The organism is Roseibium sp. (assembly GCF_965229775.1).
Taxonomy (GTDB): domain Bacteria; phylum Pseudomonadota; class Alphaproteobacteria; order Rhizobiales; family Stappiaceae; genus Roseibium.
This window is the reverse complement of the sequence record NZ_OZ245929.1, coordinates 3,227,772-3,244,219: the sequence shown is the minus strand read 5'-3', so window position 1 is coordinate 3,244,219 and position 16,448 is coordinate 3,227,772. Positions and strand designations below refer to the sequence as shown.

The 16,448-nt window shown below is 60.2% G+C and carries 13 protein-coding genes; 7 read left to right on the top strand and 6 right to left on the bottom strand.

The genetic code is table 11. The annotated features are described in order from the left end of the window. The first annotated feature begins 73 nt into the window (after positions 1-73). Entirely contained in the window at positions 74-838 is a 765-nt protein-coding gene (locus tag ACO07N_RS14750) for a TSUP family transporter (RefSeq protein WP_421981739.1), read from the top strand. 9 nt (positions 839-847) lie between these two features. Here the strand turns inward: ACO07N_RS14750 and aroC are convergent, their stop codons facing one another. After that, the gene (aroC, locus tag ACO07N_RS14745; protein ID WP_421981738.1) at positions 848-1,933 is read right to left on the bottom strand and encodes a chorismate synthase; all 1,086 of its coding nucleotides are present in this window, start codon (positions 1,931-1,933) and stop codon (positions 848-850) included. 314 nt (positions 1,934-2,247) lie between these two features. Here aroC and ACO07N_RS14740 point away from each other — a divergent pair, with 314 nt between their 5' ends. Beyond that, positions 2,248-4,515, top strand: a complete 2,268-nt coding sequence (locus ACO07N_RS14740) for a putative bifunctional diguanylate cyclase/phosphodiesterase (protein WP_421981737.1) — start codon at positions 2,248-2,250, stop codon at positions 4,513-4,515. Between the two features lie 19 nt (positions 4,516-4,534). On the opposite strand, the gene ACO07N_RS14735 is transcribed toward ACO07N_RS14740, so the two are convergent. The 3 genes from ACO07N_RS14735 to fabI all read right to left on the bottom strand — a co-directional run bounded on the left by ACO07N_RS14735 (position 4,535) and on the right by fabI (position 7,357). Beyond that, positions 4,535-5,719 carry a DUF3095 family protein gene (locus tag ACO07N_RS14735; protein ID WP_421981736.1) on the bottom strand — a complete coding sequence of 395 codons (1,185 nt, stop codon included), beginning with the start codon at positions 5,717-5,719 and terminating at the stop codon, positions 4,535-4,537. A gap of 97 nt (positions 5,720-5,816) precedes the next feature. Then, the gene (locus ACO07N_RS14730) at positions 5,817-6,461 is read right to left on the bottom strand and encodes a histidine phosphatase family protein (RefSeq protein ID WP_421981735.1); all 645 of its coding nucleotides are present in this window, start codon (positions 6,459-6,461) and stop codon (positions 5,817-5,819) included. 74 nt (positions 6,462-6,535) lie between these two features. Further along, complete coding sequence (gene fabI, locus ACO07N_RS14725) at positions 6,536-7,357, bottom strand: enoyl-ACP reductase FabI (RefSeq protein ID WP_319386155.1); 822 nt, start codon at positions 7,355-7,357, stop codon at positions 6,536-6,538. Between the two features lie 168 nt (positions 7,358-7,525). Between fabI and ACO07N_RS14720 the strand changes: the two genes are divergently transcribed. The 4 genes from ACO07N_RS14720 (at position 7,526) to ACO07N_RS14705 (ending at position 14,089) form a co-directional block, all read left to right on the top strand. Then, positions 7,526-8,938 carry an FAD-binding oxidoreductase gene (locus ACO07N_RS14720; protein ID WP_421981734.1) on the top strand — a complete coding sequence of 471 codons (1,413 nt, stop codon included), beginning with the start codon at positions 7,526-7,528 and terminating at the stop codon, positions 8,936-8,938. A 934-nt stretch (positions 8,939-9,872) separates the two neighbouring features. Beyond that, positions 9,873-11,336: a chromosomal replication initiator protein DnaA gene (gene dnaA / locus ACO07N_RS14715; protein WP_421981733.1), complete on the top strand. Its 1,464-nt coding sequence runs from the start codon at positions 9,873-9,875 to the stop codon at positions 11,334-11,336. 345 nt (positions 11,337-11,681) lie between these two features. Further along, positions 11,682-12,113 (top strand): glyoxalase superfamily protein, encoded by a 432-nt coding sequence (locus ACO07N_RS14710; protein ID WP_421981732.1) that lies wholly within the window; start codon positions 11,682-11,684, stop codon positions 12,111-12,113. A gap of 176 nt (positions 12,114-12,289) precedes the next feature. Then, a complete protein-coding gene (locus ACO07N_RS14705; protein ID WP_421981731.1) occupies positions 12,290-14,089 on the top strand; it encodes a caspase family protein in 1,800 nt (599 codons plus the stop codon). On the opposite strand, the gene ACO07N_RS14700 is transcribed toward ACO07N_RS14705, so the two are convergent. Then, positions 14,079-14,963, bottom strand: coding sequence for a methyltransferase (locus tag ACO07N_RS14700; RefSeq protein WP_421981730.1), 885 nt, complete (start codon positions 14,961-14,963; stop codon positions 14,079-14,081). The two genes, ACO07N_RS14705 and ACO07N_RS14700, sit on opposite strands and share 11 nt — an antisense overlap. Positions 14,964-15,046: 83 nt before the next feature. Next, positions 15,047-15,790, bottom strand: a complete 744-nt coding sequence (locus ACO07N_RS14695) for an SOS response-associated peptidase (RefSeq protein ID WP_421981729.1) — start codon at positions 15,788-15,790, stop codon at positions 15,047-15,049. 134 nt (positions 15,791-15,924) lie between these two features. Here ACO07N_RS14695 and ACO07N_RS14690 point away from each other — a divergent pair, with 134 nt between their 5' ends. After that, positions 15,925-16,437: a hypothetical protein gene (locus ACO07N_RS14690; RefSeq protein ID WP_421981728.1), complete on the top strand. Its 513-nt coding sequence runs from the start codon at positions 15,925-15,927 to the stop codon at positions 16,435-16,437. Positions 16,438-16,448 lie beyond the last annotated feature (11 nt).

Genomic DNA, 16,448 nt, shown 5'->3' with positions numbered 1-16,448 from the left:
TCTGCAATTTCGATTATTTACTTGCGTTTATGCAGCCTGCTAGAAGGCAATTCGTCCAATCGGAAGAGTAGCAATGCTAGAGGATCTGAGCGTCTGGACCGCACTGCCGCCGACGCAACTCATCATTTGTGCCGTGATCGTATTCATCGCAGGGCTGGTGCGCGGCTTTGCGGGATTCGGTCTGTCGGCGGTTCTCATGGCGAGCATTGTCGTCTTCATTCCGCCGGTCGAACTGATCCCGGTCTGCTTTCTGCTGGAGGCCGCGGCGAGCCTGGCCATGTTCCGCGGCGGCCTGAGGGACGCCGACATTGGAACCGCGGCCATCCTTGCGGTCTGCAGCGCGCTCGGTGTGCCGCTCGGCCTCGCCCTGACCACGAGCATCGACGTGGACCTTTCCAAGCTGATCGCGCTCGTGATCGTTCTTTCGCTCACGATCCTTCAGCTCATGAAGATCAACATTCTTCCCGCATCGCAGAAGGTCGCCCTGCCGGCCACGGGCGTTGCAGCCGGCATAGTCAGCGGACTGGCCGCAGTCGGCGGCATGGTGATCGCCCTTTATGTCCTCGCCTCACCGAAGAAAGCACGGGAGATGCGCGGCTCCCTCGTGCTTTACCTGTTCTTCGGAATGCTGACGTCGTCCGTGACGCTTTACCTGTTCGGCGTTCTCGAAGGGGACGCGATCACGCGCGGGGCGGTCTTCTCGCCGCTCGTCCTCGCGGGCGTCTTTGCCGGCAGCAAGCTGTTCAGCCGCAGTCTCGATCAGACATACCGGCGGGCCTGCCTCTACCTGCTTGTGGCCTTCGCAAGCGCAGGCCTCGTGCGCCTCGTTATCTTTTGAGCGGCGACGCTAGCCGACCTGGCCCCTGTGACGCAGGAAGTGGTCGGCGAGCACGCAGGCCATCATGGCTTCCCCAACCGGTACCGCGCGTATGCCGACACAAGGATCGTGACGTCCCTTGGTCATGACATCAACTTCCTCGCCCTGGCGGGTGATGGACTTGCGCTCTGTCAGGATGGACGAGGTCGGCTTGACGGCGAACCGCACGACCAGCGGATCCCCGTTCGATATGCCGCCAAGAACACCGCCCGAATTGTTGGTCAGGAAAACCGGCCTGCCGACATCGTCCACGCGGATCTCATCGGCATTTTCCTCGCCCGTCAGGCTGGCGGCTTCAAAGCCGTTGCCGACCTCGACGCCCTTCACGGCATTGATGGACATCATGGCCGCCGCCAGATCGGTATCCAGCTTGCCGTAGATCGGTGCGCCCCAGCCGGCGGGCACGCCTTCAGCGACAACCTCAATCACGGCACCCACCGACGACCCGGCCTTGCGCACGCCATCGAGATAGTCCGCCCAGTTGGCGGCGGCATCGGCGTCGGGCGAAAAGAACGGATTGTTGTCGACCTCGGCCCAGTTCCAGTTGCCGCGATCGATCTTCCGTTCACCGACCTGAACCAGCGCGGCCCGGACCGTGACGCCCTGCAGGACCTTTCGGGCCACTGCACCTGCGGCAACCCGCATGGCCGTTTCGCGCGCCGAGGAGCGGCCGCCGCCGCGATAGTCCCGGATTCCGTATTTGGCGTCGTAGGTGAAGTCCGCGTGTCCCGGACGGAAGCGGTCCTTGATCTCGGAATAATCCTTCGAACGCTGATCGGTGTTCTCGACCAGCAGCGAGATGGGCGTCCCGGTGGTCTTCTGGACCCCGTCCTCGTCAACCATCACACCGGACAGGATCTTCACCTCGTCCGCCTCGCGCCGCTGTGTCGTGAAGCGGGACTGTCCGGGCTTGCGTTTTTCCATGTAGCCCTGGATATCGGCTTCGCTCAGCGGAACAAGCGGCGGGCATCCATCGATGACACAGCCGATCGCCGGACCATGGCTTTCTCCCCAGGTCGTGACGCGAAACAAGTGACCAAAACTGTTGTGCGACATGAAAACTTCCAGAACTGCAGCAAAAAACATCAGGCGCGAGCGATAATCCAAAGCGGCGGCAAGCTCAAGCCCCGGCGAAAATTTGCCACGTGGCGGTAGAATTGCATGAAGGGACTAAGATCAACCAATTGTGAAGCTTTCCGGATTTTATTATTAAGTAAATATTAGATATTCATCCGGAATCGATCAAAATAAAATGAACTCTTCTTTTCATCATTACTGCGACAAATCGCATTTGTTCTGTATTTTTTTGCCAATCCTTAAGGCTCAGGTTCTATCAATTCCCCACAGGAATGTGGTTTTGGGGCACAAAAGTGCATATTCGTGGTTGGCTCACAGGTCTGATCGTTTTCTTGCTGGCACCCTGCCTGCTGTTCGCATCCCTGTGGTTTCATAGCAAATTCGAAGACGTCGGCTCGATCGATCGCAGTCTGGAGGGGTTGAACCTCATCCAGGCACTTGGGCCGCTCATGCAGGAGAAAGCGCTGACCGGAGAGGTCAGCCAGCCAACGGAAATGCTCGTGCGGCAGCTCGCATCGTTCGACACCGCACCGCAAGAGGCAAGTCTCGTTTCCGAATTTGCAGCCTTCCTGCACGAACCAGGTGTTCCCGATGCCCTTCGCAAGGCAAGGTCCGTCGCGTCGCTCATTGCGCACCAGTCGAACCTGAGTTCTGCATCGACCTATGAAACGTCCGAGCTGCCGCATCTGATCAGCCACACACTGCTGACGGTGGTCATCGAAACATCGGTGATGGTGCAAAACGGCAGGATGCTCTCGGCCAAGGACACGATCAACACCTGGGACAAGATGCTGGTGCCGGTACAGGGGGGAAGTTTCAAGGTGGCCGCGGACCACGCGTCGCGCGCCACGAGACAACATTTCAGCCGGCTCTCCGGCCCCAACGCGGCAACCCTGCAGGACAAGGCCGCCGCCTACCGGTCGGCGAACCTCGTCTATCAGTCGGCGGGCGCGAAGCTGCTGTCTTCGACGATCAAGGGTGAAACCGGCACAGACATCCAGAACGAACAGCTGAACGCGGTACAGCCGGATTTCGTCCGCACGATCTTCGCCCTTTGGGAGGAAACCGTCGACTACCTTCACGCGGACCTGCAGCACACGCGCGCGGAAACGATCTTCGCCGTTGCCCTCGCAGGTCTCGTCGGCGGCCTCGTCATCATTGCGGCGTTCGCCATTGCCGTTGCCCTCAGCCGCGCCCTTGCCGACCGTACGCAACAGGAGTTCGAAAATCTCGGGTTCCACGATCCGCTGACCGGATTGCCGAACCGGCGTGCGCTGCTGAAGAAGCTGCGCTCCCTGGGCGACCGTGAAACCGAAGACCAGCTGGGGCTCCTGATCCTTGATCTCAGACACTTCAAGAAGATCAACGACCTCTTTGGCGACCAGTCCGGTGACACCATATTGCGGGATGTTGCCGAACAGCTCGTGCAATACGCGGAGCCGGAAGACTTCCTGTGCAGAACCGGCGGCACCGAGTTCATGCTGTTGCGGCCCGATCTGTCCGGCACGGCAGAGTTTGAAACACTGCCTGCAAGGATCATCCGCGACCTTGCTAACGAACGCGAGATCAACAGCCAGAAAATGGTACTGGAATCGAACGCGGGACTGGTCATCAACCGGCCCGGCGATCCCGTTTCGGACCAGTTGCTCGTCGATGCGGAACTGGCCCTGCGTTCGGCCAAACAGAAGGCACCGCGCAAGTTCGCCCGTTTCACCTCCGAAATGCGGATCGCGTTCGAAGAAAACGGTGAAATCGCCAAGCAGCTCCTGAAAGCGCTGGATCGGGGCGACGTGGTGCCCTGGTTCCAGCCGCAGATTGATCTTTGCTCTGGCGACGTGGTCGGAGCTGAAGCCCTCGTTCGCTGGCTGGACAACGACAAGATACACTATCCGGGTTACTTCCTGCCCGCAGCACGGGAAGCCGGGTACATGGAGCGGATCGAAGACATTGTCCGCCGGAAGACACTCGAGTTTGCCGCATCTCTGGCGGGCTCATCCCGGCGCGACGTGCATTTCGGACTCAATATTTCCGCGGACATCCTCAGCAACGCAAAAGCCGTGGACAGCCTTCACCGCCAGGTTATCAGCGCCGGCCTCGACCCGTCCCTGGTCAGCCTGGAAATTCTGGAAGCCGTGATGATCGACGAAGACAAGGCCGCGCCGATCAAGTCGAACATCGCGCACCTGTCCGATCTCGGCTACTTCATCGAACTCGATGATTTCGGGACCGGCCATTCCAGCATCTCCAGCCTCAGGGACCTGAACATAAACCGGGTCAAGATCGACCGCAGTTTCGTCTCGGACGTCGATACCAAGCCCGATCTGCAGAAGTTCACCAGCGCCCTGATCAATCTCGCCAAGAGCCTTGATATCAGCGTGCTCGCGGAAGGTGTCGAAACCGAAGGCGAGCGCGCCTGGCTCAAGGAACACGGCTGCGACGTGATCCAGGGCTTCCTGGTTTCAAAGGCCGTGCCGGAGACCCAGCTGGGCGCGATGATCCTGAAAAACAAATTCGCCGCCCCCCTGACGGCGATCGACGGAAGAAGCTCCGCGGCCGGCTGAGGCGGTCCGCCGGCCTTTGTCAGGGCGCATGAAGCCGTGCGCGCGCCAGCTCCGCCTGCCGTTCCTTGAACTCCGCCGCCGCAAGGGACAGCCCTCCGTTCGAACCGTCGACGAAATGGATATGCTGGCTGTTGCCAATGTCCTGAACAAAGCAGGTCATCAGGGCTTCGCTGGAGACATGCAGTCCGAATATCGCGTCGCCCTCTTCGAACGCGGTGGCAAGACAGGACCGCAGGGACTCCAGCTGCGATGACGACAGATCCAGAACCAGTTGCAGACTGTCGCCGACCTTTCGGTGATCGGTGTTGAGACTGAGTTCCTTGAAATACTTTTTCGGATCGAACGGTCCGACCTTGAAACCCGTCGCGTAGCTCCAGACGAAGAAGAGGCATTCGACAGAGGTCTTTACCCAGCCTTTTGCAAGATTGCGGGCGGAGGTCAGACTGACTTCGAGGCCAAGGCCCCTCGGCGGAAACCGGAACTTCAGATGCGCCTCGTCCGCCATCCGGGTCCGGGTGTCGTCGAGAAGGGGATTGAAACCGAGTTCGCCGGCCACCCTGTCCATCAGCTCGGTCAGGGACTTGCGTCCGGCCGGCTTCATGATCAGCGAAACGATGTTGCCGTTGAGAGCCGGCAGCGGCTCCCAGCGGCAGGACAGGCCATCCAGCGGCGGCAACTCGGCATCCTCAGCCCTGATGGCGTAGGGCTTCACGGCGTCCGGGTCTTTCAGGATCGTGTCGGAGATCCCCAGACCGTCGCCGACGATCATGGCCAGGTGATTGCCCGGGCTCAGCAGGTACTTCCGCAATCGGATGTCGCCGCCGGCAGCGCGGATATCGGCAACGGGGATCGCGGCGGCGCGAAGCTCGAGCTCCATCACCTGCCGTGCCAGACCGACGACGCCCGCCAGCGCCTCCCGCCCCTTTTGCAGATCCTTGTGCGGCACCAGCAAGGTGGCCCCGTCACCGCCGAAGACGAACGGCGCACGGTCCCGGCCGACACTGTTGAGCACCGCGGCGATCACGGCGGCGCCGACCATGTTGACGTCCTTGTAGCGGCCTTCCGCGACAGCTTTTCCCGAACTCACGATATCCGCGGTCAGGACGTACCAGTCGTCGGGGACAGCGCGGTAGTCTTCCAGGTCCGCAACATTGCTGAAATCGGAGAAGCTGGGCAGCTCACGGTAGAATTCGTCTGCAGACACGGTCTTGCCCCCTCAAATTGCTGAGCGTACGCCGCACACGCCAAGGCCGATCACAGCAAGCGATGACCTCAGTGTAACTTATTTGTGTATCGGAAAGTCAAATGGCCACGAAACGGCCGTCTCTCCAGACGAAAACCTTGTCCTGAGGTGCATCCAGCTTGGGAACGTGGATGCTTTCCAGGCCTTCAAGCAGTCCCCGCACGACACGGAACACCCCGCCATGCGAGACCACGACCGTGGGCTTTGAGACGGTCTTGAGCCAGGCGCCAACGCGCTCCGACAGCATCTCGTAGCTTTCGCCGCGCGGCGGAACGAAACGCCACTTGTCCGCGCGCCGCTGCAACAGCAATTCCTGTTCGCCGTCGGCAAGATCCTCGAACGTGAACCCTTCCCAGTCCCCGAACGTCAGCTCGGCAACGCGCTGCTCTAGGCGATAGTCTTGCGCCGGCAAACCGAGGCCCGCGCGAACAAGCTCCATGGTGGACCGGGTGCGTCCGAGCGGAGAGGAGACGAAATCAAGCCCGTCGGGATCGAGACCTTCCTGTTCCAGGAAGACGCGAAGCCGTTCGCCGTTCCGCGCCGCCTGCCCCCTGCCGGTCTCGTTCAGCGGAATATCGCGATGCCCCTGCATCCGGCCTTCCCGGTTCCAGTCGGTCTGCCCGTGCCGCACGAACACGAGAAATGCCGGATCATGGATCCTGGGCAGCTGAATCTTCGGGCCGGGAGAGAACACTTTGGTCATGCCGTTTTGCCAGACACACTGTGAGGCAAGCGCCTCTTAAAAGAAAATGGCCGGTGACCCGGCCAATGTTTTTCTCAATCCTTGACGACGGAGATGTCGGGCGCGTCGACCGCCTTCATGCCGACAATGTTGTAACCGCAGTCGACATGCTGGATCTCGCCGGTGACACCACGCCCGAGGTCGGACAGCAGAAACAGGGCACTGTCTCCGACTTCCTCGATCGTGACCGTGCGCCGGAGCGGCGAATTGTATTCGTTCCACTTCAGGATATAGCGGAAGTCGCCGATGCCGGATGCCGCCAGCGTCTTGATCGGTCCTGCGGAAATCGCGTTGACCCGGATGTTCTGCGGCCCCAGATCCATTGCGAGATACTTCACGCTCGTCTCGAGCGCGGCTTTGGCGACCCCCATAACGTTGTAATGCGGCATGACCTTCTCGGCACCGTAGTAGGTCAGTGTGAGGATGGATCCGCCTTCCGGCATCAGTTTCTCGGCGCGCTGCGTCACGGCCGTCAGCGAGTAGCAGGAAATGTCCATCGTGCGGGCGAAGTTGTCGGAGGACGTATCGACGAACCGGCCCGTCAGTTCCGCCTTGTCCGAAAACGCGACAGCGTGCACAACGAAATCGATCCCGCCCCATTTCTCCTCAAGCAGGTTGAACACGGCATCGATTGTCTCGCCTTCGGTGACATCGCAATGGCCCGCGACGATCGCACCCAACTGGTCCGCAAGCGGCTCGACCCGTTTCTTCAGTGCATCTCCCTGATAGGTCAGGGCGAGTTCGGCGCCCGCGTCGGCAAGTGCTTTGGCAATTCCCCAGGCAATCGACTTGTTGTTTGCCACGCCCATGATCAGGCCGCGTTTGCCATTCATCAGTCCGCGCGCTGCTTCCGCCATCTTTATCTCCGAACAGGATTCCCTACCGCCCGAACGGGCTGGCCTCCTATGGCACACGGGGTTTGTTCCTTCAAGAGACGCAGCGACCGAATGCACCGTCGACGGCGGAGGCAAGTGTCATTATGTTAGCGCGCTCATTTCCTGCTCACCCTCACGAGGATCCCACACATGGTGCAGACTGCACATGCCGACCGTTTCGCTGAATTGATCGGCGCTGCGAACGTACTGACGACGCCCGCGGACCAGGAACCCTACCTGACCGAGTGGCGGGACTTTTACCGTGGCGTGACCCCGATCGTGCTGCGGCCCGGGAGCACCGAAGAGGTGAGCGCAGTCATGACATACGCCTATGAGCATGATCTCAAGATCGTGCCACAGGGGGGCAACACGGGTCTGGTCGGGGGCCAAATCCCGCAGGAAACCGGGGATGAATTCGTCCTGTCGCTTGCGCGGCTGACGCAGGTCCGCGAGGTGGACGCCGCCGGTTTCACCATCACGGTCGAGGCCGGTGTGGTTCTGGAAAACCTGCACAACGAGGCGGAAAAGGTCGACCGCCTGTTTCCCCTGTCCCTCGGTGCGCAGGGGTCCTGTCAGATCGGTGGCAACATCTCCACCAACGCAGGCGGCACCGCTGTCCTTTCCTACGGCAACACGCGAGACCTTGTTCTGGGGCTCGAGGTCGTCCTCCCCTCCGGTGAGATCTGGGACGGTCTGAGAAGCCTCAGAAAGGACAATACCGGTTATGATTTGAAACAATTATTTATCGGTGCGGAGGGCACCCTGGGGATAATTACGGCTGCCTCTCTCAAGCTTTTCCCCAAACCTAAGAAACTGGAAGCGGCTTTTGTCGGACTGGCGACGCCTCAGGCGGCACTCGGCCTGTTCACCGAAGCGAAAGCCCAGGCCGGTCCCGTCCTGACCGGGTTCGAAATCATGCCGAGAGTGGGGCTCGAATTCTGCCTGTCACACCTTAGCGGCGCGCGCGACCCGCTTGCGGGAGAACATGCCTGGTACGTCCTCATGGAACTGTCGAGCGGCTCCGACGCCTTTCCCGTTCGTGATCTCCTGGAAGGCATTCTCGGCGGAGCCTTCGAAAACGGCCTTGTCGAGGACGCGGCCTTTGCCGAAAGCCTGGCACAGGTTCAGGACTTCTGGCACATCCGGCACGGCATGTCGGAGGTGCAAAAGGCGGAAGGCGGTTCGATCAAGCACGACGTCTCCGTGCCCGTTGCCTCTGTTCCCGATTTTCTCGACAAGGCGATGGCAGCCGTGGAAACATTCGTGCCCGGATGCAGACCCGTGCCGTTCGGCCATATCGGCGACGGCAACATCCACTTCAATGTCAGCCAGCCCGTGGGTGCCGACAAGTCCGCCTACCTTGCGAAATGGGACGAGATGAACGAGATCGTTCACGGGATCGTCGGTGATTTCGGCGGCAGCATATCGGCCGAGCACGGCATCGGCCGCTTGAAGCGGGACCTTCTCAAGTCGGTCAAATCCGACATCGAGCTTGACCTCATGCGCAGGATCAAGCGCGAATTCGATCCGAAGAACCTGCTGAATCCCGGCCGGATCCTCTAGGGTCAGGATCCATAAGTGAGGCCGCACTCCAGGCTGCCAACAGGCGAAAATGCACCCGCCGATTGGTTGGCAAGCCGCGCCGCCACCTTCCGGGCGAATTACTTATGCAATTCTTGAGCGTAGCCGAGTTGTACTCGATTTTGCTGCGCGGGCGGTCGAAGGGATCTCCCGATACCCGGACATGACGAGATCGGGAAATTGCCACCCGCTCCGGTAGCAATCGACTCACTGCCTTCCGCCCCCTCCGTGAAACATCTGATTTCAAAACTTCCGGCAGCCCGCTGATTCGGCTTGCGATTACGATGACTGACGATGGGCCCGGGCGGACATGAATTTGCACGACATCGTTGTTTCCCAGCGCGCAGTTGTCCCCAGATTGCTGCAAATCGTTCCAGTACGGGCCGCCTGACCCTTGGGAAATCGTGACCAGAGTAAGCGACTGGTGCTGGACTGGGGATCCGACAATTGTAAAAAATGACTTATTTTTCAATCAGAAGGAAAATTTTGTATCGACGAAACTGACCAGTTTCATACTCATCTTTTGAAAACTTTGAGAAAAAATCCAAAACAACTAAAATTTTCTTAAAAATGCTTGCATGCCCGAAGGCAGAGCGGAAACAGCCAGAGGAGGAAATCTCGGGCAGGACTTGTGAAAAGTCCTGATACAGATGGAGGCACAGGTTTTCCATGTAAAAATTTACATACAACCCGGCCTACACCTTATGGAAGAAAGATACGAACCGTCTATGACCTCATAAGAATAAGCTATTTGTAAACGTGGTAAGTAAAAGGTTAATGATGTGTCATCGGCGCCAATAAGCCATCCGGTCGAAAGACCTAACGAAAGCAAAAAGAGCAACGAAGGCGGAATTCGCGGCTCTTAGACAGTGCACGAGAGAGACCGACCCCATCGCTCTCTCACATGGAGGCCTTAATGCAGGTTCAGAACTTAGCTAGTTCGGATCACTGGGATCGTGTGAAAAAAGAACTAAAAAATGAACTCGGAGAGGATGTCTTTTCAAATTGGTTCGGGAGGGTAAAGCACGAAGAAACCGTTGGTGATTCAGTCCGTCTTTCCGTTCCCACGCGCTTTTTGAAAAACTGGATCAAGAGCAATTACGAAAAGAAGCTCGTTGGTCTGTGGAAACGCGAAATCGATGACATCAATCGCGTTGAACTGACGGTACGCGGCGCGCTCAGGCCGCGCCGGATCAATGTCAATCAGCCACCAAAAGCGATTACGGCGCGCCGGATCAGCGGACGCCCGGCTCCATTTGAAAGCGTGCCGCAAATCGGTTCGTCCTCCAGCCTTGCGGCCATTCCCTGCCTGGCGGACACGGGCGATGAAGCCGCCGCGGAGTTCCTGAGCGGGGCAGCGCTCAATCCCAAACTCACGTTCGAATCCTTTGCCGAAGGGGCTTCCAACAGCCTCGCCTGCGCGGCGATCCGTCAGATGTCGGCGGACCATGACGGCAGCCTGCCGATGCTTTTCATGCATTCCGGCACCGGCATCGGCAAAACCCATCTGCTTCAGGCCGCCGCGATGGAAGCGAGGCGCAGGGGCCGGAGCGTTGCCTATCTTTCGGCCGAGTTCTTCATGTACCATCTCGTGCCTGCCCTGCGGACACCTGCCTTTCCTGTGCTGCGGCAAGCCATGAAGTCGATCGATCTTCTGCTCGTGGATGACCTTCAGTTCCTGCACGGTAAACAGGGGCATGACGAGTTCAGCAGGACGCTGGAGATCCTGATGGAGGCCCCGCGCCAGATCATCATGGCAGCCGACAGGGCACCGGATGCGCTGGGGACGCTGAGCGCCAAGGTGATGCAGCGCATCCAGGCCGGCGAAGTGGTCAGCATCCAGGCGACGGACTATGCCCTGCGCCACGACATACTGAGAAAACGGATCGCGGCGGCCCGGCGTACACATCCGTCCTTCTCGGTTCCCGATCCAGTTGCCGACTACATAGCCCGCTATGTCATTTCGTCGGCGCGCGACCTTGAAGGTGCCCTGAACCGGCTGTTCGCACACAATCAGCTGACCCGGCAGCCCGTCACGATGGATCTTGCCGAAAAGACGCTCCATGACCTTGTACGCATTGGCGAGCCGCGCGCGATCAAGGTCGAGGAGATCCAGCAGGTTGTCTGCAAGCACTTCAGTGTCACCAAGGCAGACCTGCTGTCGTCCTGCAGGGCGCGAACCCTGGTACGTCCGAGGCAGATCGCAATGTATATCGCCAAGGTCGTCACCGGACGGTCCCTGCCCGAAATCGGCAGGCGCTTCGGAAACCGTGATCACACGACCGTGCTTCATGCCGTTCGCAAGATCGAAGACATGATCTCCAAAGACGAGGCCCTCGCACAGGAAGTCGAGCTGCTCAAGCGTCTGATCAATACCTGATCAGTGGCAGGCCAGCCCTGCCCTGTCGGCAATCGGCGGCACGTGCACGTGCCGCTGCAAAGACAACCGGCGCTCTCGAAACCGGTTGCCACTCACAAACCTCCCACCCCTCAAGCCGCGCAAGCGGCTTGTTTTTTGCCGGTTGACAGACGGCATCGGCCAACCTACCTACAGGGCCGGTTTGAAGGAGCCGGCCGCCCGCAGGCATGATGCCGTGGTGAATTCCTTTCGACGAAACACACTCGTTGACTTGTCGACCTTCACAAGACAGTGCAGGACTTGGCAATGCGGGCCCCGACGGAAGGCATCGCCTTTCGACCCTGCCTTTCTTGAAAAGGTGAGACCATGACACTTCCAAGTGTAACGGAGCTGAAGTCGCAGGCGAAACGCTTGCGGAAGGCTCTCACTGCCAACGGCCAGACGCTCTCCCACAGCCAGGCGCTCGAACTCGTTTCCGCGCAGCATGGATTCCGGGACTGGAATACGGCCTGCGCGACCGCGTCCCGGCCCAACGACTTTCCATTTCCGGTCGGGTCCCGTGTGAGCGGCACTTACATGCAGCAACCCTTCCGGGGTGAAGTCCAGGCGCTTTCGAAAACCGGGCCCAGGGACCAGTACCGCGTGACCGTTCAGTTCGATGAACCGGTCGACGTGGTCACGTTCGACAGTTTTTCTGCTTTTCGAAGCCGGGTGACCTGTCTCGTCCAGCCCGATGGCGTCGCGGTCAAGAAAACCTCGAACGGTGAACCCTACATGCGTTTGTCGGCTGGAACCTAGTTGCGACCTGCCGGGTGGGCACATCTGCTGTCCACCCGGGTTGCCGGCCCGGCAGACCCGCCGCGAAGCGACACTTTCAGCGGCAAAACGCAGAAACATCCGAAATGTGCGCGCCGCGATTGCGCTGGCATTCAAACGGGACACGATGCAATAATCTTCCCCAAGGGGGACACGATATGCATCGCCACGGAGCAAGCGCCGCAACGCACCTGAAAGCCATCGGACTTTTCCTTGTGTCGGCTGTCTGCCTGCTTTTTCTTACGCTACAGGATACACGCGCGGCCGTCATGCCGGGCGGCAACGGCGGCTGGCTCGTCGTCGCCAGCCGTCCGAGTGCCCCGGAGGCCATCAACACGGCCAGGGGATTTGCGGGCCGTTTCCCGCAAACAACCGTCTTTCAGTCGAATAACGGCTGGTTCGCCGTTTCGCTCGGATGGATGACGCAACCCGACGGCAATCGCTACAGGGCCAGCCTGATCTCTTCCGGCGCCATTCCGGGCGACAGCTATTTCCACAACGGCCAGCGTTTCCAGTTTGCAATCTGGTCGGCAACGGGTGTCACAGGCGGTGCGTCCCAGTCGCTCTTTGCCTCGACCCGCATCTCCGCGCAGCCTCCGGGACGTCCCGCCCCCGCACCGTCTGCCCAGCAGGCCTACGTCACCGGCCTCGATCCGTCGGGCGACAATTTCCTGTCCCTGCGCACCGGGCCGAGCACACGGTACCGCGAGATTGCCAGAATGGGGATGAACACGCCGCTGACCATTCTCGGCAGAAGCGGGACCTGGCTCAATGTCGCGCTGTCGGACGGGCGGACAGGCTGGGCATACGGAAAATACGTTTCGTCCGCCCCGGCCTACACGGCCCCGCCCGCAGTTGCGCCCGCGCCCGTTGCGCCGGCCACTGCCGCCAAGAGGTCGATCACCCCGCCCCGGCGCGGCGTTGTCGGCAACCTGAGTGCGACCGGCGACACCTTCCTGTCGCTGCGGAGCGGTGCGGGAACCCGTTTTGCGGAAATTGCCAGACTGCTTGAGGGAACCGACGTGACCATGCTGGCGCAGCAGGGCGCCTGGTTTGAGGTGGAACTCTCCAATGGCATGCGCGGCTGGGCCTATGGCCGGTATCTCGACGCGGCCCAACCGCGCCAAAGCGCATCCGCCGATATCCCGACGATCGGTCCGGACAAGGATGAAAACAACGCTGCCCCGCCACCTTCGCCCCCTACCGAGTTGACCCAGTCCGGCCCGAACCTGCCGGATCTTGGGACCCTTCCGGAGGGCAAGCGTGTCGCGCTGATCATCGGAAACTCCGCCTATGAACATGCGCCGGTGCTGCCCAATCCGAAGAACGACGCAACGGACCTGATGGAGTCACTCAAGCGCCTGGGCTTCACCGTGATACTCGGCCTTGACCAGAGCAAGGTCGCCATGGAAGGGACCGTCCGGGCATATGTCCGCGCCATCCAGGATGCCGACGTTGCCCTGTTCTTCTATGCCGGTCATGCGATGCAGCTCAGCGGACGCAACTATCTCATTCCGATCGACGCGAAACTGGAAGACCAGACAGCGGTCGATTTTGAAACCATCGAGCTCGGCACCCTGCTGGACTACATGAACGCGCCCGGCCGTCTGTCGATCGCATTGCTGGATGCCTGCCGGGACAATCCTCTCTCGCGCCGGTTTTCGCGCAGCCTCGGAGTGAGCAGAAGTTCGCAAGTGGAACGCGGACTTGCCGCGCCGCAGGCCGGAGGCGGTAACATCCTCATCGGGTTCGCAACGGCACCGGGTGAAGTCGCGCTGGACGGAGACGAGGACAACAGCCCGTTCACGACCGCGCTGCTGTCGCATATCGAAACCCCGGGGCTCGAAATCGAGATCATGATGAAGCGGGTCAAGGCAGACGTCTACGATGCCACGCGGGGAACGCAGTCTCCCTGGCACAACTCCGCACTGCGCCGCGAGTTCTATTTCAGGAAATAGCCTCTCCTGAGCGCTCACGCAGCCGGGCGACCAGCAGGTGCCCCGGGACCGGTTCGCCCTCCTCGAGCCGCACCGTAATCGGTTCCATGGCGAGAATGTCGAAGCCAGCAGTTGCCAGCGCTGTTCGAATGTAGCCTTCGCCCTGCGCGAACCGGTTTTTCGGCCCGACCATGTAAGGCTGGCCGCCCATGACCGGATCCGGAAGCGTCTCGGTTGAAAAGGCCAGGTAGCCACCGGGCGAGAGCCGCATCACCGCTCCGTTCAAGAAGGGTTCGACAGCGCCAAGATACGGGAACACGTCGGTCGCCGTGATCAGGTCCCAGGCCGGTCTTTGACCGTCTTCGTCCTCGAACTCGCGCAGAAACTCCACCGCCTCGCCGACATAAAGGTCGTCGTATACCTCGCGGTCAAAGGCGAGTTCGACGATCTTTTCCGACAGATCAACGCCGGTTCGATGCGATGTGCAATCGAGGAGTGCCATGCCCGTCAGGCCCGTTCCGCAACCCAGGTCGAGCAACCGGTCAAATGACGAGAGATTCAGGCGATCGAGAAGGTCACGCAGCAGCAACGGGACGCAATAGCCGAGTTCGTCGACAAGGATCTCGTCGAAGACATCGGCATGCTGGTCAAACAGGGTCGCGACATAGGCGTCCGGCATCTTGGTGGGCGAAATCGCAGCGCCCATCGCGGCCAGCCGGATGCTCACGCCGCCGGTGTCGTCCGGGTCGAGGGCAAGAGCTTGCCGGAACGCCTGCGCGGCTCCCGCGAAATCGCCGGATTTCTGGAGGTCCAGGCCACGATTATAGGCCTCGGCCAGCGCGTCGTCGTCCGCGCTGTCCGGGTTTCCGGTTTGCTGGTCTTCGTCCCTGGTCATGTCTGTCAGCTGCCTGTCGATCCGTGTCCGCCCTGCCTTACACCGGCGCCTTTCTCATTGCACGGGAAATGACGCGGCGCGGATTAAAACAGATCGAGTTGGCTGGTGTCCGGCTTTGGCTTGGCCTTCCGGCCTTCTTGCGCACTCCCGCCGGATTCGTCCGGAACCACCGGCGCCTGGATATCCGGGTCGTCATTCGCGACCTTGTTCACCCGGTTGGAGACCGGTGTCGCCACCAGGTAGTCGTCTTCGACCGGCTTCAGCAGCGTGCCTGCTTCCTTCTTGTCGACATTCGCCGTATCGAGCCAGGTGCCGAACTGGTCCGGCTTCAGGATGACGGGCATGCGATGGTGGATGCCCGACATCATGCGGTTCGATCCGATCGTCAGAATGGCGCCCGTGTCCATGTCACCGCCGTCAGGGTCGGACCAGGTCTCCCAAAGGCCCGCAAAGGCCATGATGTCGCCGTCGGCAGGCTTGATCCAGAAGGCCTGCTTGCTGTCACCGGTCCGGCGCCATTCGTAAAAGCCCGATGCCGGAATGAGACAGCGGCCGTGGCGCATGGCATTGCGGAACGAGGGCTTCTCGGCCGCCGTTTCAGCCCTGGCATTGATCAGCAGGGTAAAGCTTGCCGGGTCCTTGACCCAGGACGGAATAAGCCCCCAGCGGACGAGATGAAACCTTCGCGCGTTGTACTCGTAGCGCACGGTCGCGATGGGCTGTGTCGGCGCAATGTTGTAGCGCGGCGGAAAGTTCGGCTGATCCGTGTAGCTGAAGAAGTCCCTCACGGCATCCGGTGGTGTCGTAAGGGCAAGGCGTCCGCACATTGCGTTTCTCCTGTCCGGTGCAGCCGGTGGCTCGCGCTGGTCTCTGCCTAAACACCGCTCACTGAGCCAAAGTTAGGCAATTGGAAACAAAAAAGAAGTAGCTTGTTTCTGAAGTCAATAACCAGGGGGCCGGTATGGAATGTTTGGATCCAGTTTTGGGCGCCGGAGATCTGGCCGCCGAACGGCTGGAGCAGGCGAACATCAATCCGCAGACCGGACTTGCCACCGATTACCTCAATCACTTCAACGAAGTGATGATGCTTCTCGAAATGCTCCCTGATATGCCCGACTGCTCAGACGATGTTCTGGACTGGGGTCCGCTGGACTATGAGGGTCATTTCGAAAACTCGACGTTCAAGGACAAGCAGCTCGCCATCAGGGCCTATTACGCCGCACCCGCTTATCTTCGCGAGCATCTGGAAGCGCATGTCTCCGGCATCAATGATCTCGTCGGCGAAATTCAGGAACAGCTGCGCCAGAGCGGCGACGCGGCCTCCGTTGCAGGTGATATCGCCTTCAAGGCGACCCACGAGATCAAGCCGCTGATTGCACTTGCCGGTGCCGTCATTCACGGTCATGTTGAACCGGAAGCAACGCAGCACGAAGGCGACGCGGCACAGGCTGAAATCGACGCCCTCTTCGCCTGATTTCCTGTCGA